Source organism: Streptosporangium sp. NPDC050855 (assembly GCF_044456585.1).
GTDB classification, from domain to species: Bacteria; Actinomycetota; Actinomycetes; order Streptosporangiales; family Streptosporangiaceae; genus Streptosporangium; species Streptosporangium longisporum.
The window spans coordinates 44943-65697 of sequence record NZ_JBITFY010000030.1; the positions used below are offsets into that span (position 1 = coordinate 44943).

General features: G+C 69.0%; 19 protein-coding genes. 7 read left to right on the plus strand and 12 right to left on the minus strand.

Going from position 1 to position 20755, the window contains the following annotated elements:
- Positions 1-271 precede the first annotated feature (271 nt).
- Positions 272-520: a hypothetical protein gene (locus ACIBCT_RS37480; protein WP_399196761.1), complete on the minus strand. Its 249-nt coding sequence runs from the start codon at positions 518-520 to the stop codon at positions 272-274.
- Positions 521-1058: 538 nt separating this feature from the next.
- On the opposite strand from ACIBCT_RS37480, the gene ACIBCT_RS37485 reads away from it, so the two are divergent.
- The 3 genes from ACIBCT_RS37485 to ACIBCT_RS37495 all read left to right on the plus strand — a co-directional run bounded on the left by ACIBCT_RS37485 (position 1059) and on the right by ACIBCT_RS37495 (position 4403).
- Positions 1059-1715, plus strand: coding sequence for a hypothetical protein (locus ACIBCT_RS37485; RefSeq protein ID WP_399196762.1), 657 nt, complete (start codon positions 1059-1061; stop codon positions 1713-1715).
- A gap of 703 nt (positions 1716-2418) precedes the next feature.
- Entirely contained in the window at positions 2419-3189 is a 771-nt protein-coding gene (locus ACIBCT_RS37490) for a DUF4190 domain-containing protein (RefSeq protein ID WP_399196763.1), read from the plus strand.
- A 434-nt stretch (positions 3190-3623) separates the two neighbouring features.
- On the plus strand, positions 3624-4403 hold the full coding sequence (locus ACIBCT_RS37495; RefSeq protein ID WP_399196764.1) for a CAP domain-containing protein: 780 nt from the start codon (positions 3624-3626) through the stop codon (positions 4401-4403).
- 113 nt (positions 4404-4516) lie between these two features.
- On the opposite strand, the gene ACIBCT_RS37500 is transcribed toward ACIBCT_RS37495, so the two are convergent.
- From ACIBCT_RS37500 to ACIBCT_RS37520, 5 genes are all read right to left on the minus strand, one after another.
- Entirely contained in the window at positions 4517-5257 is a 741-nt protein-coding gene (locus tag ACIBCT_RS37500) for a putative dsRNA-binding protein (protein ID WP_399196765.1), read from the minus strand.
- Between the two features lie 495 nt (positions 5258-5752).
- Positions 5753-6661, minus strand: a complete 909-nt coding sequence (locus tag ACIBCT_RS37505) for a RimK family alpha-L-glutamate ligase (RefSeq protein ID WP_399196767.1) — start codon at positions 6659-6661, stop codon at positions 5753-5755.
- Positions 6658-7437, minus strand: a complete 780-nt coding sequence (locus tag ACIBCT_RS37510; RefSeq protein WP_399196768.1) for a hypothetical protein — start codon at positions 7435-7437, stop codon at positions 6658-6660. The genes ACIBCT_RS37505 and ACIBCT_RS37510 overlap by 4 nt, the downstream gene beginning before the upstream one ends.
- A complete protein-coding gene (locus ACIBCT_RS37515) occupies positions 7434-7607 on the minus strand; it encodes a hypothetical protein (RefSeq protein ID WP_399196769.1) in 174 nt (57 codons plus the stop codon). Before ACIBCT_RS37515 ends, ACIBCT_RS37510 begins: the two co-directional genes overlap by 4 nt.
- A 12-nt stretch (positions 7608-7619) precedes the next feature.
- Complete coding sequence (locus tag ACIBCT_RS37520) at positions 7620-7850, minus strand: hypothetical protein (RefSeq protein ID WP_399196770.1); 231 nt, start codon at positions 7848-7850, stop codon at positions 7620-7622.
- An 85-nt stretch (positions 7851-7935) separates the two neighbouring features.
- Here ACIBCT_RS37520 and ACIBCT_RS37525 point away from each other — a divergent pair, with 85 nt between their 5' ends.
- Together ACIBCT_RS37525 and mobF are read left to right on the plus strand one after the other, a co-directional pair.
- Positions 7936-8172, plus strand: a complete 237-nt coding sequence (locus ACIBCT_RS37525; protein ID WP_399196771.1) for a hypothetical protein — start codon at positions 7936-7938, stop codon at positions 8170-8172.
- A gap of 489 nt (positions 8173-8661) precedes the next feature.
- Positions 8662-12621: a MobF family relaxase gene (gene mobF / locus ACIBCT_RS37530; protein ID WP_399196772.1), complete on the plus strand. Its 3960-nt coding sequence runs from the start codon at positions 8662-8664 to the stop codon at positions 12619-12621.
- Between the two features lie 319 nt (positions 12622-12940).
- Here mobF and ACIBCT_RS37535 read toward each other — a convergent pair whose 3' ends face one another.
- The 5 genes from ACIBCT_RS37535 to ACIBCT_RS37555 form a co-directional block, all read right to left on the minus strand.
- Positions 12941-13381, minus strand: a complete 441-nt coding sequence (locus ACIBCT_RS37535; protein ID WP_399196773.1) for an anthrone oxygenase family protein — start codon at positions 13379-13381, stop codon at positions 12941-12943.
- Positions 13378-14016 carry a TetR/AcrR family transcriptional regulator gene (locus tag ACIBCT_RS37540; RefSeq protein ID WP_399196774.1) on the minus strand — a complete coding sequence of 213 codons (639 nt, stop codon included), beginning with the start codon at positions 14014-14016 and terminating at the stop codon, positions 13378-13380. The genes ACIBCT_RS37535 and ACIBCT_RS37540 overlap by 4 nt, the downstream gene beginning before the upstream one ends.
- Entirely contained in the window at positions 14013-14462 is a 450-nt protein-coding gene (locus ACIBCT_RS37545) for a nitroreductase/quinone reductase family protein (protein WP_399196775.1), read from the minus strand. The genes ACIBCT_RS37540 and ACIBCT_RS37545 overlap by 4 nt, the downstream gene beginning before the upstream one ends.
- On the minus strand, positions 14462-14860 hold the full coding sequence (locus ACIBCT_RS37550) for a hypothetical protein (protein WP_399196776.1): 399 nt from the start codon (positions 14858-14860) through the stop codon (positions 14462-14464). The genes ACIBCT_RS37545 and ACIBCT_RS37550 overlap by 1 nt, the downstream gene beginning before the upstream one ends.
- A gap of 284 nt (positions 14861-15144) precedes the next feature.
- Positions 15145-15510 carry a hypothetical protein gene (locus ACIBCT_RS37555; protein WP_399196777.1) on the minus strand — a complete coding sequence of 122 codons (366 nt, stop codon included), beginning with the start codon at positions 15508-15510 and terminating at the stop codon, positions 15145-15147.
- Positions 15511-16617: 1107 nt separating this feature from the next.
- Here ACIBCT_RS37555 and ACIBCT_RS37560 point away from each other — a divergent pair.
- A protein-coding gene (locus tag ACIBCT_RS37560; protein ID WP_399196778.1) for an IS5 family transposase occupies positions 16618-17423 on the plus strand; the annotation gives its coding sequence in 2 pieces (ribosomal slippage) (positions 16618-16969 and positions 16969-17423; 807 coding nt in all).
- Between the two features lie 115 nt (positions 17424-17538).
- On the opposite strand, the gene ACIBCT_RS37565 is transcribed toward ACIBCT_RS37560, so the two are convergent.
- The gene (locus tag ACIBCT_RS37565; protein WP_399196780.1) at positions 17539-19239 is read right to left on the minus strand and encodes a tetratricopeptide repeat protein; all 1701 of its coding nucleotides are present in this window, start codon (positions 19237-19239) and stop codon (positions 17539-17541) included.
- A gap of 236 nt (positions 19240-19475) precedes the next feature.
- On the opposite strand from ACIBCT_RS37565, the gene ACIBCT_RS37570 reads away from it, so the two are divergent.
- Entirely contained in the window at positions 19476-19658 is a 183-nt protein-coding gene (locus ACIBCT_RS37570; RefSeq protein ID WP_399196781.1) for a hypothetical protein, read from the plus strand.
- The last annotated feature ends 1097 nt before the right edge of the window (positions 19659-20755 follow it).

The following is a 20755-nucleotide window of genomic DNA, read 5'->3' on the forward strand; positions in this document are numbered from 1 at the left end:
TCAGCTCCATGGTTTGGCGGCCGGGATGAGCTGAGCGGGTCAGGCGTGCCTATTCACGTCTGGAGACGACCATAGCAGGCCAGGCGTTGAGCTCACCACGCCTTGGCGACGACACGCCGGGCCGTGAGGTCAACTATCTTCTTGGCTGCCCTGTTCACGGGGCAGGACGCGGCAGCGGATGCGCTGCCTGCGAGGCGCTGACGCGCGAGGCGATCGCGTCCGCGGTCGCGGCCACATCCAGCCTGGCCGGCGGCGCAATTGCGGCTGCTGATCAGCGCGTGTGGCTGCGCGCGGTGCAGGCCCACCCGGACCTGGCGGCGTTGCGCGCCGATGGCTGGCGCAACGTGTGCGCGGTGGCGCGGGTGCTGATGTGGCGCGCCCGGCGCAGCGAGGTCACCGAGCGGGTGTGGACCTCGATCCCGACCCGGGCGCTGATCATGCGCCGGACCGGGCTGAAGGAGAGCGCGGTCAAAAAGTGGCTGCGCTGGCTGCGCGAGTCCGGTTTCCTGGGCACTGTCACGGCCGGCTCCACCCCGCGCTTTCGGCCCGGCACCCGAGGCGGTCTCGATGACGACGGCGCGGCCAACCTCGGCGCCGAGTACGTACTGATGATTCCCGCCTCCCTGCAGCCCTCAGCGCGACCCAGCAGCCCGCCGCCCACTGCCGGAGCCCTTGAGGTCGCCCCCACCGCGAGTGATGCCCCAGAAGCAGCACAGCCCTCCTCGCTCTCGCCAGCTCGGCTGACCGGCACAGCGCCCCGCCCTTCCAGGAACCAGGTGGTGCCCGCTGTCTGGACAGGTGGTTCTGGGGATGGAAAACGACCCCCCTTGTTGGTTCTCTTGGAGAGAACCAACGAAGATCCTCATCCCCGTAACGCGGGCGCGCGTCGCGCGCGCGCGAAGCATGATCATCTCCCCGTGGGCGAGGATCGCGCCGTCGTTGGGGGCGCCGAGGGGCGGCCGGGTGCGGGCGGCACGGCGTGGACGTGGTCGCTGACCGCAACGCCGGGAACGAAGATGGACATGCTGCGCGCGGCCCAGGCGCTGCGCTTTCACAGCGTGATCTTGCGGCGCCTGTCGGCGCGGCACCTGCGCTCGATCCTGCGGCCCTTCTTCGCCGCCGGCTGGACGGCCGATGATGTGCTGCACGGCCTGGACCACCGCCCTGATGGCAGTGCCTGGACGCTGACCAGCGACCCCTCATATGTGCCCGGATGGATCCGCTACCGCCTGGCCCCCTGGACCAGCGCCGGCCTTCCAGCCCGCTCGCCCTCCCAGGCCCGCGCCGAACGCCGGGCCGCCGCAGCCGCCGCGGCCCTTCAGGCCCGCCAGCGGCGCGCGGCCGCCATGTCCACCCGCGCCGCCGACCCGGCCGCCGCGGCGGCCGCGGCGCGCGCGCAACTGGCCGCCAGCAGCCCCAGCGCCCTGGCTGCGATGCAACTCCGCCAAGCCCGCAAGGCCCGCCAGGTGCGCCGTACCGCGGCCGCAGCCGCGACCACGCAGCAGAGGGAGCACGGCCTCCTGACGAGCGCTACCGAGCCGGAGGAGGTCTTCCAGCGCGAGGTCCTCGACCGCCACGCCCTGCCGCACACCTCCGAGACAAGCCCCCGCGAGCCCTGTCTCCCCCTGGACGACCCAGCTGCCGTCGCCGCTCAGCGCGCCTGGCTGGTTCAGATGACGGCCGGCCGCCGCAAGGACGGCGGAGGAAACCGATGACGCCAACGGTCAGGGCCCACCAGCACCGGGGAATCTACTTTGTAAAGGCAAGCGAGCCGCACACCCACCACTCCACACCCTCCCCGCGGCGCCGCACAAGGCCGGGCTTTTCGGCACCGATGAGATGAACCGTCCCCGGATGTCGCATATTCACGGGAGCAGCAGCACCATTCATGGTGCTGGTACTCCTGAGAAATGAGAACGCGGGCCTTTACTGTGTAGATTCGTTCGCCTCATGGTCACCAAGACCGGCTGAAGGCCCAGCTCGGACGTCGCGCTCAGCGAACACACGCTGACGAGACCTCAGCCGACACCAATGAAAATTTCAGCGGACACGCAGGTCAGAGCTCCTCCGAGAGGCTACGCGCCGACTTGTGAAGTGAACCGCCGACCCATACATCCGGCGTTCACCACTCTCGGAGCTACTACGCCTGTCACAGAAGTCCCTAATTTCCGTACCAATGCCTCTTTTAAAGGTGTGGACCGTGCCATTACGATCACCCTTCGCGCATCGCAAAGCGGTCTGGATGAGACGGAATCCCTCTGCGGCGATGTGTTCACATCTGTCATAGAGGGGTTTCAAATGTCCAACCCGTACGAGCAACCCCCACACATGGCCCAGCCTCAGCCCTACAACTCACCACCTCCCGGATACGGGCCAGCCCCCCACCTGCCAGGCCCGGGCCACTATCAGCGCCCGCCGATGCGCAACGGACTGGGCATCGCCGCACTGGTTCTCGGCATCATCGGGGTGCTGTCCGGGCTGATTCCGCTGCTGTTTTTCATCGCAGGCCTCCTCGGCCTGCTCGCGGTCATCTTCGGATTCGTCGGCCGTGCCCGTGCCGGTAAGGGCGGCGCCTCCAACGGCGGCGTCGCGCTCGCCGGAGCGATCCTTGGCCTGCTCTCCCTGGGACTTGCCACCTGGGGGATGGTCATCACGGTGAACGCTGTGGACGAGGCGGCCACGCAGATCAACCAGGCGCTCTCATCGACAGCCCCGAAGCCGACGAAGGACCCAACGCCTTCTGCAAGCAAGGCGCCGAAACCGATCGCCCTGGGCGCCGTCGCCCGTGAGGCCCCGTTCGCCTTGAAGATCTTGTCGGCCAACCGCCGGCAGGTCGTCAGCAACCTGATCGGTAGCCACAAGGCCCAGGGCTCCTACGTGGTCGTGCACGTCCTGGTGAAGAACACCGGAAAGAACCCAGCACAGTTCGACGGAACCAACTCCGGCCTCCTGGACTCCGACACCAATCAGTACGTCATCGACTCCGAGGCGACGATCAGCCAGAACCTGGAAAGCGGCCAAGGGCTCTACGACCAGATCAACCCGGGCCAGAAAGTCACCAGAGTGCTGGTCTTCGACATCCCCAAGAAGGCCAACCCTGTCGTGATCGCCTTGTTCGGCGCCGAAGGCTCTCAAGGGTCGTTTATGTACCTGGTGAAAGAAAGCGCGCTCCAGAACGCGGGGACGTAGGCACACCCGCCCTCGGCGCACTGGCAGACCTTCCTGATCTACGCAGCGGGCAACGCCCCAGCTCGCCCTCCTGGTGCGGGACGAGCACGCTACAGGCGGCAAGGGCCGTCGTGGCCGAAGAAAATTGGCGAGCCCTCCCCGACCGGCTCACCGAGACAGGAGAGCGGTGGACCCCTAGAGGGTGGCCGAGCAGGCGCACGTGCCCAAAGGCGCGGGCTCCGGTGAGGACCGGCTGCCCATCTCCCCGTCCGTCAGTAGGGCCACCACTGACCTGGGCGAACTTGATCGCCTGTCCCTGGCTGCACGAGCCTTACCGACACCCCAAATCCCGTTTATCTAACCCATGCAGGTTCTAAGGGGTTTTAAGGGCAGTGCAAGACATCTGTAAGAGCTCCGGCATATCACTGAAGAACACCAAAGCCGAGGAGCCCTCCATGAACAGCCTCTCCCGCCGTTCCTGTAAACAGCAGCCACTCGTGCCCGACAGCTTCGCGTCACGTCGCCGGCAGGCTGCCGTCACCGTGACCGGTGCCGTCCTGCTGAGCCTGACCGGCGCCGTTTCGCTGGCACCGCCGGCAGCCGCTGCGGCCCCGCCGTTGAAAGGCGCCGGAACCTGCGCCAACATCGACTTCGTCCACCGGCCCCGATCCGCGTTCCCCGACACCGGTCCGGGACGCGCCATCTTCAGGGCACAGGCGACCACCATCGAGACAGCGGTCCTGTGCCTGATCAACGCCGAACGGACCAACCTGCAACCGCTGAAGAGATACGTCGCGCTGGGCAGGAAGGGATCCCTCAACCTCAGCGCCGCCACAGCGGCTCACGCCGCGGCCGCCGTCGAACTGCGCTGGTGGGGAAAGACGGAACCGGGTAAGGACTGCCGGCCGGTGAAGGGCAACCCCGGCCAGTGCGACCCGCACATCAACCCGCAGACCGACTCGACCCCGCTCAGCCGCGCCCAGGCGGTGGGCTACGGTCGCCGCTGCGCATCGTTCTCCATCGCCGAGAACACCTATGCGGGATGGGGAACCTCTTCCGTCACGCCACGAGCGGCCGTCACCTGGTGGATGAACAGCACGCCACACCGCGACGCCATCCTCAACCCGACCTTCACCGAGCTGTACACCAGAACAGCCTGGGGAAGCGCGGACCCGGCTGCCGGATCCATCACCCCGGCCGTCACCTACGTGCAGATGTTCGGGCGCTGCGGCTGACGTCGTTCATCATCTGACTTCTGTCACCCGCGCAGAGCGGCCTGCGACTGGGGCGGCACTGTCTGACGTGGCGCCATCGTGGGAGACCTTCCACAACACTGCGGTCGACACCGTCACACCGCGTCGAGGCGGGCCAGTGCCGCGGCCGCGGCCGCCGCCCGAGCGGCCGCCTTACTGGCCCCGCTCCCCTGGCCGCGCACCGGTGCGCCGGAGGCGAGCAGGCGGGTGGCGGCGACCGCGGTGAAGTGCGGCGCGTGCGACGTTCCGGTCGATTCCACCTGCCAGGTGACCGCCTCGATGCGGCTCTGCTGGGTCAGCTCGTTCAACACGCTCACCGGATGACGCTCCCCCGAATCCAACCCGACCGACGTCCCCAACGACCCCGCCGCCACCGGCGCGACCATGGCCGGGCTGATCTGGATGCCTGCTTCCTTCAGCCACGCCTTCAAGGTGAAGGTCTCCACGTTCAAGCTCTCGGCGGCTTGGCGGATCGTCAGCCCGCCCGAGAGTAACGTCTGGGCGATGTCGACGACGCGGGCGCGTTCGCGGCGCCGGTCTTCTTCAGTGGGCAGATCCATCCGGGCGGCGTGCTCGGCCGCTCCGGCCTCCAGCATCTCGCCTGCGCGCACCAGGCAGGCGACGCTGCAGTACAAGCCGAGGCGGATGTGGCGGCCCTTACCGCCGGGCGCGCGCTCCAGCAGATACCAGCCCGCCGGCACCCACACCCCACGCTCGGCGCGCTGGCAAATCCGGCAGAAAAACGAACGCTCGACCTCCTGGTGGCCACCGCGGGTGGCGGCCAGGCCGCCACGGCGACGCGACGCTGGTACCAGGTGCTGCTCATCGGTGCTCACGCCAGCCCACCCTGCCAGAGCCGTTGCGCGCCGAGAACCTGCCTGAAGTACTCCCGGGAGAGCTGTGACATGAAGCCCGACTTTCCGAGCGTCTCCTACTCGGAGGCCAAGTACTGGAATATGTTTCCCAGCTCGTCCGCGCCGGGGAAGCCGACGCTGCGGAACTGGTCGTGGGTAGGCCATCGGCTCACCGAGGACCGTGCTGAGCGCCGCCGCCATCTGCTCGCCGGTCAGGTACTCGCCGACCACGGGAACCGTGGCACCGATCGTCTGCGACAGCTGGCGCAGCACACGCAGTGCCGGCCGGCCGATGTCGTCGGAGGCGACGCCGCGATGGCCGTGTCGCCGAGCGGGAGATGGAAGGCCAATGTCCCGTCCGGGTCGCGTTGTGGCTTGGCCAGGCCGAGTAGGTCGTCCCAGTAGAAGGACATCAGCATGTACGTCGTGGGCAAGCCGGACGTTCTTACGGGTCGGGACGACAAGAGATGTGTGTCGTCAGCGGTCCGGTGTGCTGAGCCAGTCGACGATCGCGCGGGAAATGGCGCCGCCCGCGCGTTCGTCGTACCCCTCGAAGCACGGCATCGAGTTGGCCTCCAGGAAGAACCAGGTCCCCGTCGCGCGCTCGATCTTGAAATCGACGCCCAGGAGCGGCACTCCGCAGTACTCGGTGAGCCGAGCGCATCCGTCGGCGATTTCCCGGGGCGGAATCAGCGGGCTGTACTTGTTGACACCGCGCACCGTTCGGTAGTCGAGCACCGGTGAGTCGATCAGCTCGCCGAACGACTGGTCGCCGACCACGTGGACCCGTACGTCGGGTCCAATGACGCGCTCTTGGAAAAGCACCGGCAGGTGTCCGAGGCGAGGCAGCAGGGGTTCATGCCGCGCTTCGAAGACCGTCGCCCACGTCTTCCATGCGCTGGCGCCCTTGAAGATCGTGCCGTTGCGGCAGCTCCGGATGAATCGCGAAGCCTCCGCCGCGTCCGAGGTGAGACAGGTCTCGGGGATCCGCCAACCGCCGACCTCGCCGAGAGTGACCGCATGCAGGACCTTGGTGAACCCGGAAGCCTCGCGCAGCGGGGAATTCATCACCTTGGGGGGAACCGACTCCAGGATCCGGGCCAAGGCCTCGGCCTGACCGGCGGCAGCCGCAGCCAGTTCGGACGTCGGCGCGGCTGAGGAGACGTCCATGAGGCGGCACCAGACGGCCGCGAAGTCGCCGAGGCGGTGGCTTTCGCCGGCCAGCGACAGCTCGGTATCACCAGGGCTCTCCAAGGGGATCCGCACGCTGCCGCGCATCGCCAGGGACGGTAGATCGACCGACCGGAACTCCACTCCCGCCCGCCTCAGCGCCTGCACCCCGGCAGTGAAGGTCGGATCAGCGGCGAGGCCGAGGCAGAGGATCACGCGGCGAGCCTGTCCAGCAGCGCCGCATAGACCCGGTCCTCGATGTGCGGGAACAGGAAATGGCCGGGCCAACACGACACATCGAGCAGCCGAGGGACGCCGCGTCCCGGCTCCACGGTGAAGGCGACGAACTCCATTCCGCTCCGCCGGAGCCAGGCGAGCACGGGAGCCACCAGGTCGGCCATGCCTGCGCCGAGCCGTTCTCCGGTCCCGCTCACTTCGAACACGTCGGTCCCAGCGACCAGGATACGGCGAGCGCGGGCCGGATCGCCGTCGCTGATCTGCACGACGTCGAACCTGCTCCGAGAGACCTCGGGGTCCACCCTCGTCCAGTCGGGCAGCCGGTACACGTCGCTTCCGGGCGCGGACCCGTCATTGAGGATCACCGTGGGCGGCGGCGCGACGGCGCCGGACCCGACGAGCTGCAGAGGATCCAGGCGCGGGAAGAACCCTTGCGCGGACGGCCGGTTGACGACCGGCCCCGGCCACAGCGCGATGGCAGACCAGAGGGCGGCGTACGTCTCGGCGGAGACGAATGCCCGCTCCGCGTCCGGCTCGCGGCCCCAGTCACCCACCCCGCGGGTCAGGATCCCGCTCACCTCGACGCCGTCGACCGTGATCCGCGTGCGACAGGCCCGGTCGCGGGACGCGCGCACCGTGATCTGGACCCGGCCGAACCCGTTCGCCACCACCGTCGAAACACCACAGCTCAAGGCGAAGTCGGCGAACCGCCTGGCCGTCTCGTCCGTGTCCGGGGCGATGACCAGGAGCGTCATCGTGGCGGGGTCTCCAGGGAGAGCAGGGCCTCCGCGACCTGCCAGGCGATCCTCGCGAGATCCTCGACGACCGCCGGCCTCGCCTCTGCGGGGATGAACGGCCGTTGCTCGTCGGAACCGGAACCGGAACCGCCCTCGCCCGTCGGCAACGCCAGGGGAGTCGGGCTCATGCCGTCGTCCCGTCAGCGTGGACCACGGAACAGGCCGACAGGTCTCTCCATGGTTTCCTTGCGCTCGGTGTTCTCGCTGCTTTCGCTGTTCTCGCTGCTCTCGGAACGTTCGGTGGTCTCACTGCCCTCGGTGCCGACCGTGGACGCTTCGGGGATCCCGCTTTGCGACACCAGGCTGAGGTAGTTCGCTGCGCGCTTCCGGATCTCGACCGGGAAGTCCATGAATGCAGTCTCTTCGGTCATTCCGACCCTCCCGGAATCCGAGCTGTCCTGCGAATATTCATGAAACACCCGCTCCATATACCTGTCAACGCATGTGGTCAGGCCCATGCCATCTGCTGGCGCGGGGCGGGTCGTGCTGCGCACCGTCACCCAGCGCACCGTCGAGATGTGGGAGCTGTCCTCCTCCTACTGCTTCGACCCCGCCGAAGACGACCCGACCAGCAGCCCGACCAGCAACCCGACGGGCGCCACCGAGCGTCCCCTGATGGGACGCAACCTTGCCCCGGTGCCTACGGCCTGCCGCTGGCCGATGCTGCCCTCGGCGGACTTGGCCTCCGAGTAGGAGACGCTCGGAAAGTCGGGCTTCATGTCACATCTTGTGACGTCGAGAGGATCGGGGCACTCCCGCGCTTGCTGTTCTCAGAAGCAATCCGCAGGCCGTCTCGCCCTCGGCCGGCAGTGTGGCCGACGCTTGCCGCCGGTCAAGTCCTCCGCCTCCTCGCTGCGCTCGTCACCTCCGGACTGGACAGTCGGCCGCGCGCCGACCGGACAGGCCGCGGGGGACGAGCGGGAAGGGCAGCGAGGACCAAATGATCTGACAGATGAAGATGACAAGCGAAGCAAGATTGAAAACTCGTCAGGTCATCAAAGATCGATCATCGTCCAAGACCAGAACCATGGACACCACAAGTCCCATTTGTCAGACTCATGACAATACAAAAGATCACAAACCAGGATCTTGGACCAAGGTATCTGGCGATACGGACGGCCTTCGGCCGGACGAACCGGGGCTGAGCTGGGCTGATGGTGGGGGTGGCCAGGGGTGGCGTGGGTGAGCACGCTGGGGCCGTCCATGGCGCAGGTCGACTACCGCCTGCACGAGGGCGCCGGGTGCCAAAGTCACCATCTCGTGCGCGGCCAGGACGACGGCCAAATCTCCTACCGGCTGGCGGGCGATCGCCCGCTGATGTGGATCGGGGACGGTCTGCGCGAGGTCGGCATCACCCCCGGCAGCACGCTCACCGCTGGCCAGCATGAGGCGGCCCGCAACATCATGGACGGCCGCCACCCGCACACCGGCCACGTCCTGATGAAGGCCAAGCAGGCCGTCGACCCGCGCGCGATGTTGCCCGGTATCCCGCTGCTGCAGGAGTTGGAGAAGGCCGCGGCCGAACGCGGCGTCGCGGGCGTCGCCGCGCTGGTGGCCGACAACAGGGAGATGGCCAAGCGCGCGGGGCGTCTGGAGCGCGGCGTGCGGCGCAAGGGCGAGGCGTACGTGCTGCCCTATGACGACGCGCGCCGCCTCGCCACGGCGGCCGGGGTGGACCTGGCGGCCGTTTACGACGCCGAGCAGCTGGCGCTCGCGCGGCGCTGGCGGGAGGCGCGGGTGCGCGTCGGCAACCGCGGCTATGACCTCACCGTGGACGTTGCCAAGAGCGTCAGCGTGCTGCACGGCTTGGCTGATGCGGCCGTCTCGGCGGTGGTCGAGGAGACCTTCGCCGCGTCGGTCGTCGAGACCGCCGGCGCGGTGCAGGGGTGGGTCGCCTACGGCCAGCGCGGCCACCAGGGCGATGGCCGGCTCGCCGACCGCGTGTCGACTGGCGGCTTTTTGGGGTGGGTGATGTGGCACCAGACCGCCCGCCCCGTCGACGGGCACATGCCCGATCCGCACCTGCACGCCCACGTCCAGATCGCCAACCTGGTGCGCGGGACCGACGGGAGATGGTCGGCTGTGGCGGCCGGCGGCAAGGATCTGCACCGTCACGCCCACGCCGCTGATGCCTTCCTCAAGGCTCGCGTCCGGCGCCGGTTGACCGAGGAGATCGGGGTGCGCTGGGAGCGTGATGCGTGCACTGGGGCGTGGGAGGTCGTTGGCGTCGACGAGGCGATGCGTGCCCGTTTCTCCAAGCGCGACGGCCAGATCAGGGAGCTGCTGGCCGAATGCGGCCTGGCCTACGAGGAGGCGCATTCGCACGCGCGCAAGGTGGCCAGCGCCGCCAGCCGTCAGGCCAAGCACCCGGTGCTGGACGGGGACCGGCGCGGCGACTGGCACGCCCAGTGCGCCGCCGACGGCGTCGACGCCGCCGACGTGCTGGCCCGGTGTACGCGCCCCGGCGAAGCCCTCCCGCAACGCCCGAGCGCCCAAGAGATTGCCGTGTGGATCTGGCGCCCTGAGGAGGGGCTGACCGCGCACAGCAAGACCGTCAGCCACGCCGACGTCCTGGCCGCCGTCGCTGACGCCTGCCCTGACGGTGTCGCCGATCTGGCCGACCTGCACGCGCTGACCGAGGAGGTGTTGACCCACGGGCCCGCGGTGCGCCTGCCGGAGGCGGGGATGAGGCATCTGGTCAACGCGACCCGCTACACCAGCATCGACATCCTCGAAGCTGAGCAGCAGGTTCTGCACATCACCCGCCAGCGCTACGGCCAAGGCGTCGCGGTCGTCGACGGCCCGGCGATCGCCCTGTCGCTGGAGACCTTCCAGGCCGTCCACGGCGTCGTATTCTCCGCCACCCAGCACGCCGCGCTGCACCGGCTGCTGGCCGCCGGCCACGGCGTCGAGGCGCTGATCGGCGTTCCCGGCGCGGGCAAGACGACGCTGATGGCGGCCGCCCGGGTGGCGTGGGAGAGCCGGGGCCTGGTGGTGGCCGGCGCCGCGACCGCCGCGGTGGCGGCCGCGAACCTGACCGCCGAATCCGGCATCGTCGCGCACACCGTCGCCACCTGGCTACACCGCATCACCACCCCCGGCGGCCGCGGCTTGGACGGCATCGACGTCCTGGTCCTCGATGAGGCCGCGATGGTCGACGACCGCGACCTGGCCGTCCTGCTCACCGAGGCCCACCGCACCGGCACGAAGGTCGTGGCGATCGGCGACCCGCTGCAGCTACGCGCGGTCGGTGTCGGCGGCACCTTCGCCGCCGTCCACCGCCAGATCGACGGCCTGGTGCTGGAAGAGAACCGGCGCCAGCGTGACCCGATCGAGCGTCAGGCGCTGCGTCAGTGGCGCGACGGTGAGCGCGCCGAAGCCCTGCGCACGTGGAGTCGCGGCGGTCACGTTCACGCCGGACGCGACGCCACCGACACGCTGGGCGCGCTGCTGGCCGACTGGAACTCGGTGCGTACCGACTATCGCGACGACGTGCACGACGAGCTCGCCGCTGTCCTGGTGTTGGCCGGCACCAACGCCGAAGCCGACCGCCTCAACGCCGCCGCCCGCGCGATCCGCCGCGAGCACGGCGAACTGTCCGGGCCGGACGTCGCCTACCGGCTGCCGGGCGGGCGCGTCCTGGAACTTGCGGTCGGCGACCACGTGCGGGTGCGCGCCAACGACTACCGCGCCGAACGGAGTCGCGGCGCACGGGCCGACGTCCTGAACGGCTACCGCGGCGTAGTGGTCGCGATCCACGGCGACCGGTCGGTGGACGTGCAGTGGCGCCGCCTCGCTGACCACGGCCCGGCCCTGGTCACCGAGCGCCTTAGCCCGGCCTACATCGCCGCCGGCGGCTTGTCCCACGGCACGGCCATGACGGTGGCCGCCGCCCAGGGCCTGACGAGCCAGCACACGCTGATCTACGGCATGGGGCTGGATCCGCATACTTTGTACGCGGCCATGAGCCGCGACCGGCTTTCGGCGCACCTGTACCTGCCGCGCACCGTGCTGGAGTCCGATGCCGACCGCGCCCGGCTCGGCGAACCACGCAACCCCGCCGATGAGCTGCACCGGGCCCTGGACGCCTACGCCGCCACCCTGCAAGGCGACCGCGCCGATCAGGTCCTGACCCCCGAGCCTGAGCCGATCGCCGCCGTGCGGGCCCGCGAGCTGACCGCCTTGGAGGCCGACACCGCCCGGGTGGTGGCCGCGCACCTCGCACTGAACGAGGTCACCCATCCCGGCCGCCCGCACGGCCTGCTCGGCGACGAGGAGCTGCAGGCGCGCATCGCGGCGACGTCCACCCGGGCGGCCGCGCTCGCCGAGCACATCCAGGAGCACCAGCGACGCGAGCGCGAGCTCGCCGAGCGCATTGCCGCGGTCCGCGCCCAGGTGCAGGGCGAGCTCGTCGACGAGCGTACCCGGCTGACCGGCGCCCTGCATCAGGCCGACGTCGCCGGCGGGCGGCGCAAGGACGCCGAGGCCACCTTCCGCCGGGCCGAACAGCGCACCCATCAGCTCCGGGCGGCGCTACGGGAGAAGAGCCGGGGGGTGCGCGGCTGGCTGCCCAGCTCCGATCGCGCCCGGCTGGAAGAGCGCCTCCAGGAGGTCTCCCAAGCGATGGCCGACGCCGCCCGCCGGGCCGAGGTCGCCAAGCGCGCCCGGCAGGCCGCGCTGCACGCCGCACGGCAGGCATCCCCCTCGTGTGCGACCCTGGTCGATCTCCAAGAGCGTCAGCGACTGCTGAACGGCCGCACCTCCTTTGCCGCCGTGCTGGAGAAGACCACCGCGGCCCGCCTGGAACACCTCATGCCGGGCTTCGCCCAGCGCCGGCGCGCCGCGGCCGCGCGCCTGCGATCCCCGGACGCTCCCACATCTGCGGAAGGCCAGCACCGGCATGCGGCCGGTCTACTGGCCGCCTTGGTCGCAGAGTGGGAGCACCGCCGCCAGCTCGATGACGACGTCCGCCGCTACCAGGAGCACGCCCGCCGGGATCCGGCCGCGGCCGACCTGGCCGCCTCCCGGCGCGAACAGGCCCGTGCCCAAGCACCTCAGCGGCCGGTCGGCGCCGGACCCACCTACCGCCCGCCGTCTTCGCGCCTCTCCCCGACCACACCCCGCCAGGGACGCAGCCTCTGACCGGGCACCGACCCCCGGGCAAGAGTTATGAAACTTGTGAGACACCCTGTCCCCCGTGGCTTTGTAGGTGAGAAGTGACCGCGTTTGTCGGTCAGCTGTGACCGCGCTCCCGTGGGCGGGTTGGTGATGTCGATGAGTTTGGGCACCACCGGCCTGGTTGCGGTAAAAGTATCGGAGGTGCTACTCCCAGTGAGGGGGCGTCGTGGCGTCGCAGTCCGAGAAGGTCGCGTTGTATGCGGCGATTCGCCGTGACTCTCGTGCTGGGTCGTCGGGACGGGCGCTGGAGCGGGCTGTGGTGCTGACAGCCGCCGCGCGCTGATCAGGCGGTGCCTGCCGCGCAGACCAGGACGAAACCGATCAGCAGCAGCCAGGAGCGCACGCCCTGGAAGAACTCCCAGCGGCGGCGGGTCCGTTCCCATCCGGCGGGCGGGTTCGCCGGATCCCAGCGTCCGGTGGCGATGTTGATCGGGACGTTGACGGTGACGGTGAACCCCACCGCGACGGCGAACGCGACCACTGCGGACCAGGCGAGCCACCCGGGCCCGCTGCCCTCGATCGCGACGGCCACCGCGAGCACCACGCACAGCGTCATCCCGACCGGCATGACCCGTCCGAACGTCTTGAGCAGGCCCTTCTCGACGGTGATGCGTTCGGTGCCGGGCAGATGGCGCAGCACAGGATGGACGAAGGCATAGGAGCCGAACTCGGAACAGGCGACGAAGCCGGTGACGGCCAGCGTGATGAAGACGAGCAGGTTCACGGCGACTCCGTGGGTAGTGGCCCGGGCGACGACGCGGTCCGCACGGCGGTCAACGCCGTCTCGATCAGCGCATCGGGCTCGGGCCATGGCATGTCGGGTTTGGTGATGCGCAGGTCGATGGCGCCGTGTAGGGAAGCCCACAGCTCTGTGGCCAGCACGAACGCCGCATCGTGGCGTGCGGGTGACAGGCACGCGCTGACCGCGTCGACCAGTACCTTGTAGGAAGCCGCGCCGGGATGCGCAGCGCCGGGTTCGAGCCCCAGCCCGGCCGGGCCCGCGTTCATGGCGCTGAACAGCACCCGGTAATGCCCCGGCTGCTCCAGACCGCTCCGGACGTACGCCCTGGCGATCGCCTCGAGCCGCGCGACGGGGTCGCCGGCGGCGGACACGGCGGCGCTTTCGAGCTGCTCGGTGAACTCGGCGAACCGCTCGGCGATGACGACACGCAGCAACGCCTCCTTGTCCGGGAAGTGCCGGTAGACCGAGGGTGCGGTGACGCCTGCGGCGGCGGCGACGGCCCGCATGGTGAGTGCGTCGGCGTCGCCGAGCTGCGCCAGCAGGTCGGTGGCCACCCGAATCACCACTTCACGCAGCTCGTGCCCGGTGCCACGGCGCCTGCGGTGCGTTGCGGTCATGGGGTGATGGTCTCGTCGTCCAGTAGCACGCGGACCAGAACCCGGCCGCTCGCGACAGCCGCGTGTACGTCTGCGGTGTCCGGGGTGCCGTCCGCGCCGACCCGGACCCGCGCCCAGCGCCCGTACGCGCGGTGGTCACGCACGAGTGCGGTGAGCGCCTCGGCCACAACAGCGGGCTCGCGCACCGCCTCGGCCACCGCCGCGACCCGGCGGCCCCGCAGCCGCAGCTCCACCGGCACCCCACCGTCGAAGTTGCGCCACCACCCCCCCTTCGTGGTGATCAGCAGCTCGCGGTCACGCTGGAGGTAGTTGACGGGGGTGACGTAGCGGACGCCGCTGCGGCGCCCGGTGAAGCTCAGCAGGAGACTCCTGCGGCTCATCACCGGGTGCAGCGGCGAGGACAGGATCGCGGCCGGGATCCAGTTGCGCAGCGATGGGGTGGCCATCAGACGACACCGCCGGGGCGCGACACACCCAGCCGCCGCCCCATCTCGTCGGCCAGCGCTTGCAACGCCGCGAGCGGCCGGACGAACACGGTGAGATCCGAGATCCGCTCGTCTTGGTCCTGGCGGGCGACGAGCAGCCCGTCGGCCCGGCCGGGGTGGCCCGCGACCTGGGCGCTGAACATCAGAACCGAGGTGTCGCCGACGCCGCCGATGGTCGCCGACACCTCGATGTCGTGCAGCACCCCGTCGAGCACAGCCCCGATGACGTGAGAGGCGGCACCGATCCCCTCGATCGGCTCGTCGTGCACCGCGACCCGCAGGGTGACGTCCTCGGCCAGCACCACGGACACGGCAGTGGCGTCCTCCGCGGCGAGCGCCCGTCCTAGCTGATCCAGCACTGCTCCCCCTCCAAGTAGGTTAACGATCGTTATCGTAACGCACGTTAGCTTACTTCTGCAGCGCGGGCCCGCAGCCGAGTCGCCTATGGCCCTCAACCAGGGCAAGTACCTGCCGTCACCGGATCATCGTCAAGATCGCGTTCCTAGCGCCAAAACCCGGTCCGATCCTCCACCAAGGCCGATCAGGGCATCGGCAGATCGACCCGGCGTCCAAGCCCGAACTCTTCCGCCTCATCGTCAGTGATCATGGCGAAGGCGCCTGCGGGAACTGTGGTTCCCGTTACCTATTTCTGGCGCCAGTCGGGCATCGGCGGAAGCGCGGGGATGGGGTCGCGCTCGTCGGGCTCGTCCTCGCCGGCGTCGGCTTGAGCTTGAGCCGCCGTGGCGTACAGCTCCTGGGTGAAGTCGCGCAGCGCGGCCACGCTGTTGAACGGGTTACGGGTCGCCGGCGTGCCTTCGGGGTTGGCCTCCTTGACCGCGTCCCACAACGCGTCGGCGTACAGCCACAGGGCCCGGCGGGCGCGCACCTGCACGGCGCGGTCCTCCGGCCCGAGCCGGGCCAGGGCCGCGGCGTCGAACGCGCCCAGAGCGTCGGCCAGGTCGAGCATCTGCTCTTGGTGGCGGTTGTCCCACTCGGTGCTGTCAGCCATCACCCCAATCACGCTACGCCGCCCGCAGGTGGCTGTCTCGGAGTGCGCGGTTATCGGGTCAACAAGCAGGACGCCGTTTTGGTAAAAGCGCTTTTCGGGCAGATGGGGGGAATTTACGCGTGGGAGAGAAATGGGTGTCCGTGAACCGCGGAGCAGTATTTGCGAATCTTGAATTTAAAGTGTTTTTGCAGGTCAGGGCCGTGGATGCTTATGCGACTAACTGGAAATAGGCGCGCCGACGGACATCAATTTCGGACCTTCTTTTTAGGGCATCACCACGCTGGGGTGGGGAATTCCCCGGTTTTCCTCTTTCGGCACGCCAGGTGGCCCATGCGGACAAGGTCACGCATGTCACGAGACTGCCGACCTGGAAAGGGGTGGGCGCCTCATCCCATCCGGTCAAGGAACTGGAGGCGGTGATCGAAGCCGCCAGGATCGAGACGCGCAGGGGCCACGCTCGTCGCGGTCGCTCGTTGCGACGCCGTGCGCGGCCTCCCATGACTTCTATCAATACCGTATAAGGGGGTGTGGCAGGTGTTGTCGTGTAGATCCATCGTTATCAGGGCTGCAGGAATGTTCACCGAGCCGGTCGGAGCTATCGTTCATGATCGCGACGATGGTCGACAAGTGCCGGGTGACGGCGAGTGGGCTCTCTGGGGCAGTCATCCGGACGTGCCAGTCCTACGGCCATCTCGCCCTCGGCCTGAAGTGTGGCCGGCGCTTGCCGCCGGTCAAGTCCGCTCCCTCGCCTGAGGCTCGGTCGGCGGACTGGACAGTCGGCCGCGCGCCGGCCGGAGGGGCCGCGGGGGGCGAGCCGGGAAGGGTGCGGAAGACCAGCGGGCGGGGTCGGCCGCCGGGCCCTTTTTCGCGCTGTGCAAGTTGGTGGAAAAGACCACCTTACGAACGGGACGGCGCCGACGAGCAGCGCCGGGGCTCGGCTTTTAGCGGCGCCCTGGACGTTCGTCGAGGCGGTCGAAAATGCCGTTCTGCGCGGAGCAAGTTAGTAGATAAACCGGAGTTATCACCCCGAGGGCGGTTTGATCCCTGCCGTGTCGGTATGGGCTGCTTAGAGCGTGACTCATTTGGCAGTTGTTCGTTGGGTACGGCGTGGATGCATTCCTTCAGCGGCTGGTCCCGGATGAGTTGTGGGAGCTGTTTCAGCGCGTGGTCCCGCCGACACCTGCCCGGCCGCAAGGCGGTGGACGGCGACGCGTGGATGATCGAATGATCTTGGCCGCGATCGTGTACGTGGCCACCACCGGGTGCGCCTGGCGGCAGCTCCCGCCGGTCTTCGGCGCCTCTTGGCAGACGGTGAACCGTCGCTTTGCCGAGTGGAGCGCCGCCCGGGTGTGGGCCAAGCTGTATCGGATCATTTTGGACGAGCTCGGCGCCCGAGGTGAGCTGGACTGGTCGCGGTGCGCGATCGACTCGGTCAGCCTGCGCGCGGTCAAAGGGGGGAGCTGACGGGCCCGAATCCTGTCGATCGCGGCAAGAAAGGGGCGAAGATCCATGTGATCACCGAGCGGTCCGGTCTGCCGATCTCTGTCGCGATCTCAGCGGCCAACGTCCATGACAGCCTGGCGGTCGAGCCTCTGGTGCGTGGCATCCCCCCGATCCGCTCGCGGCGCGGGCGGCGTCGTCGCCGCCCGGCCAAACTGCACGGCGACAAGGGCTATGACTACCCCGGTGTGCGAGGTTTCCTGCGCGAGCGCGGCATCACGCCGCGCATCGCTCGCCGCGGTGTGGAATCCAGTCAGCGCCTGGGCCGGCACCGGTGGGTCATTGAGCGCACCATCGCCTGGCTGAACGGATACCGCCGACTGCATCGCCGCTACGAGCGCCGCGCCGATCACTTCGCATCCTTCGTCGCTCTCGCAGCGGCCCTCATCTGCTACCGCAGACTCACCAAATGAGTCACGCTCTTAGGTGGTGATCATGACGGGAGCTCCCGGTTTGCATGAGGCACTGGCCGCGCTCGCGGCGGCAGCGCGCTCGGTGTACGCGGATGCCAACATAAAGTTCTGCTTTTTACCGCTTTTTTTTACCGCGCAAGAGCTTGCTCTCGAGGAGGTACCGAGTGGTGAGAGTGTCGGGATGCTCGGTGCCCAAGACCCGCTCTTCTAGAGGCAGCAGGGCGGTGAACTGATCGCGAGCGCCAGCCACATCACCCGCAGTCATCATCCAGTAGGCGAGGTTGTGTCGGGTTGCCAGAGTGTCGGGATGCTCGGTGCCCAAGACCCGCTCTTCTAGAGGCAGCAGGGCAGTGAACTGATCGCGAGCGCCAGCCACATCACCCGCAGTCATCATCCAGTGGGCGAGGTTGTGTCGGGTTGCCAGAGTGCGGGGATGCTTGATGCCCAAGACCCGCTCATGTACTGGGAGCAGGGCGGTGATCTGGTCACGAGCGGCGGCCGCATCGCCTGCATGGCCCGTCCTGTGGGCGAGGTCGTGCCGGGTGGCCAGAGTGCGGGGGTGCTCAGCACCCAGCACCCGCTCATGTACCGGCAGTAGATCAGTGAGCTGGTCACGAGCGGCGGCCGCATCACCCGCCTCCCCCGTCCAACGGGCGAGGTTGTGCCGGATAGCCAGGGTGTCGGGGTGCTCGGTGCCCAAGACCCGCTCATGTACCGGCAGTAGATCAGTGAGCTGGTCACGAGCGGCGGCCGCATCGCCTGTATGACCCGTCCAGTGGGCGAGGTCGTGCCGAGTGGTCAGGGTGTCGGGGTGCTCAGCACCCAGCACCCGCTCATGTACTGGGAGCAGGGCGGTGAGCTGGTCACGAGCGGCGGCCGCATCACCCGCCTGCCCCGTCCAGTGGGCGAGGCTGTTCCGGGTGATCAGCGTGGTGGGGTGCTCGGTGCCCAGGACCCGCTCCCGTATGGATAGCACGGCGGTGAGGTGATCACGAGCGTCGGCCGCATCACCCGCCTCCCCCGTCCAGTGGGCGAGGTTGTGCCGGGTGATCAGGGTGTCGAGGTGCTCGAAACCTAGGACCCGCTCCTGTACCGGCAGCAGGGTGGCGAGCTGGTCACGAGCGGAAAGCGTGTCGCCCGCCTTCCCGGTCCAGTGGGCGAGGTTGTGCCGGGTGATCAGGGTGTCGGGGTGCTCGGAGCCCACGTCCTGCTCCCATACAGGCAGCAGGACGGCGAACTGGTCACGAGCGGAGACCCAATCGCCTGCATATCCGGTCCAGTGGGCGAGGTTGTGCCGGGTGATCAGGGTGTCGGGGTGCTCGGAGCCGTGATGCGTGGCGAACGCGTGGTGTATCTGGGTTTGCAGCGTGCACGCCAAGGTGTAGCGGCCGATGCCGACCAGTTCCTGGGCGACCTGCGCCATGAGATGCCAGCGGTCTATGTCGATCGCGGCGTCTTGCGGCTTGGGAGGGCCGTCCGGTGGCGGCTGGGGGGTGGTGTGATGTTCGGCGAGCATGACGCGTTCCCAGGCGCGTTGCCAGGCGGCGGTGTCGCTTTCTCCGCAGGCGAGCACGAAGGAGGTCAGCACGGCCTTGGAGGGAAGTCGGCGGCCGGTGAGCATCTCCGAGACGGTGGTGCGGCCCAGGGCGGCCTGACCGGAGACCACGCGTTTGGCCAGGAGGCGGTAGGAGGGGCGATCAGCACGCAGATGAAGGACACGCAGCGCGGCGGTGAGCTGCCGGCGGGTGCGAATGGCGCTCAGCGTGATCTGGCCGTCCTGGTCGACAGGTAAGGCCGGGGCGTCGTCGTGGTCCAAGAGGAGTCCTGTGCTGTCCGTGATTGTCCGCCACCTTATGAGCGATCGGCCGGATCTGTCCGGTGATCGCCGCGGCTGGCGGCGGCGTGTCCGCAGACGGCTCTGCAGGGTTCGCCGGTGGCGCCAAGGTGTCCGCTGAGCTGTCGGGACAGCGGCTGGATGGCGTGTGCTGGAGGCATTCCCCGTTGTGCGGCGGCTGCGGATGTGGCCGCCGCTGGTGTTTGCCTGGAGGCGTCATGGTGGTGCAGGTGCTGGAGATCGTTGAGCAGCTGGTGCAGCTGGCCGGTGCGGGTGTGGGCCTGTACACCGCGGTGCTGCTGGCCCGCCGTGCTCGCCCTCGGCTGCGGCGCCGGCCAGTGGCAAAGCGTGCCGAGGCCACGGCGCGCGTCGACGAGCGGCCCCAGGATGAGGACCTGTGAAGTGCATCTGCCGGGCGACAGGTTCGCACGCGGCCGGAGCGCTCCGAGGCGGTGGCCGGCTGAGCTGGCCGGTCGCAGGCGCGTCGCCGGGGCCGTGATTGGGGACCGTCCAGACCCGGAAGAAGCCTGCCCGGTTTGCCCGGATCTCGAGGCGGCTCAGGGACGCGGCAGCAGACGATGATGTCGACCGCGCCGCCCTTGCGCCGTACCTTGGCGCGCCGGTTGCGCAGGTCGAGTTCCTCGATGTCCAGGGCGAGGGCTTCTTGTGTGCGGGCGGCGGACTCATACAGGAGCCGAAACAGGGTTTTCTCACGCAGCGGCAGGCCGGGGCCGGTGAGCAGGGTCTCGATGCGGGTGCGGTCGATGGCGCGGGTCCGGTCGGCCGGAAGGCGGCGCCGGCGGATGCGCCGCAGCGGGTCGCCGGTGAGCCAGTCTTGATCGCGCCACCAGGCGCAGGCCGAGCCCAGGGCGTCCTTTCGGGCGTTGAAGGTGGCCGCGGCCGCGCTTCCCCAGCGGGCGGTGAACCAGTCGCCGAGGCGGGTTGCCCCGGTCTCGCCCTCCAACTCCGACAGCGGCGCGTCGGTGCCGAGCTCGGCGGCCAGGGCGCGTAGCGCGATCGCGTACGCCTTGGCGGTGTTGTGGCCGGTGATCGTGGCCAAGAACGCCTCGACGGCCTCGCCGAGGCCGGGCGCGTACGAGCGTGAACCGAGCCGGTGCACCGTCGCCATCGAGGACCTTCCCAGCGCTATCGCAGATAAGCGGGGGGAGTCACCGGCACCAGGGCGGGCTGTTTCCTCAGGACGGATCCCAGGCTATCGCAGATAATCAGTCACTATCTGCGATAGCGAACCGAGATCGTCGGCGGCCGTCGACTACCGCCGAGATCCGGGCCGGTTCTTCAGGGAGGCCAGAGCATCCCCGAGGTCGCAGAAGATCCGTACGCCGTTACGTACGCATCGGCAGTCATGCGGGCCACAATCCGGCCCCAGGCTGGGCGCGGTCGGGGGCTCGCCCCGAAGTGTGGACACCGGTTGTTATGCGGCGAGCAGCACCCCATCGATGGTCTGCTGCTCGTAGTCGATGGGGCTGAGGTAGCC

Bases quoted from the DNA above. Each gene is read 5' to 3' on its own strand.
- ACIBCT_RS37555 (WP_399196777.1), bottom strand. From the start codon at position 15,510: ATGGCTGACAGCACCGAGTGGGACAACCGCCACCAAGAGCAGATGCTC.
- ACIBCT_RS37525 (WP_399196771.1), top strand. From the start codon at position 7,936: ATGCCATCTGCTGGCGCGGGGCGGGTCGTGCTGCGCACCGTCACCCAG.
- ACIBCT_RS37490 (WP_399196763.1), top strand. From the start codon at position 2,419: ATGCGCAACGGACTGGGCATCGCCGCACTGGTTCTCGGCATCATCGGG.
- ACIBCT_RS37520 (WP_399196770.1), bottom strand. From the start codon at position 7,850: ATGACCGAAGAGACTGCATTCATGGACTTCCCGGTCGAGATCCGGAAG.
- ACIBCT_RS37495 (WP_399196764.1), top strand. From the start codon at position 3,624: ATGAACAGCCTCTCCCGCCGTTCCTGTAAACAGCAGCCACTCGTGCCC.
- ACIBCT_RS37545 (WP_399196775.1), bottom strand. From the start codon at position 14,462: ATGGCCACCCCATCGCTGCGCAACTGGATCCCGGCCGCGATCCTGTCC.
- ACIBCT_RS37515 (WP_399196769.1), bottom strand. From the start codon at position 7,607: ATGAGCCCGACTCCCCTGGCGTTGCCGACGGGCGAGGGCGGTTCCGGT.
- ACIBCT_RS37570 (WP_399196781.1), top strand. From the start codon at position 19,476: ATGGTGGTGCAGGTGCTGGAGATCGTTGAGCAGCTGGTGCAGCTGGCC.
- ACIBCT_RS37540 (WP_399196774.1), bottom strand. From the start codon at position 14,016: ATGACCGCAACGCACCGCAGGCGCCGTGGCACCGGGCACGAGCTGCGT.
- ACIBCT_RS37510 (WP_399196768.1), bottom strand. From the start codon at position 7,437: ATGACGCTCCTGGTCATCGCCCCGGACACGGACGAGACGGCCAGGCGG.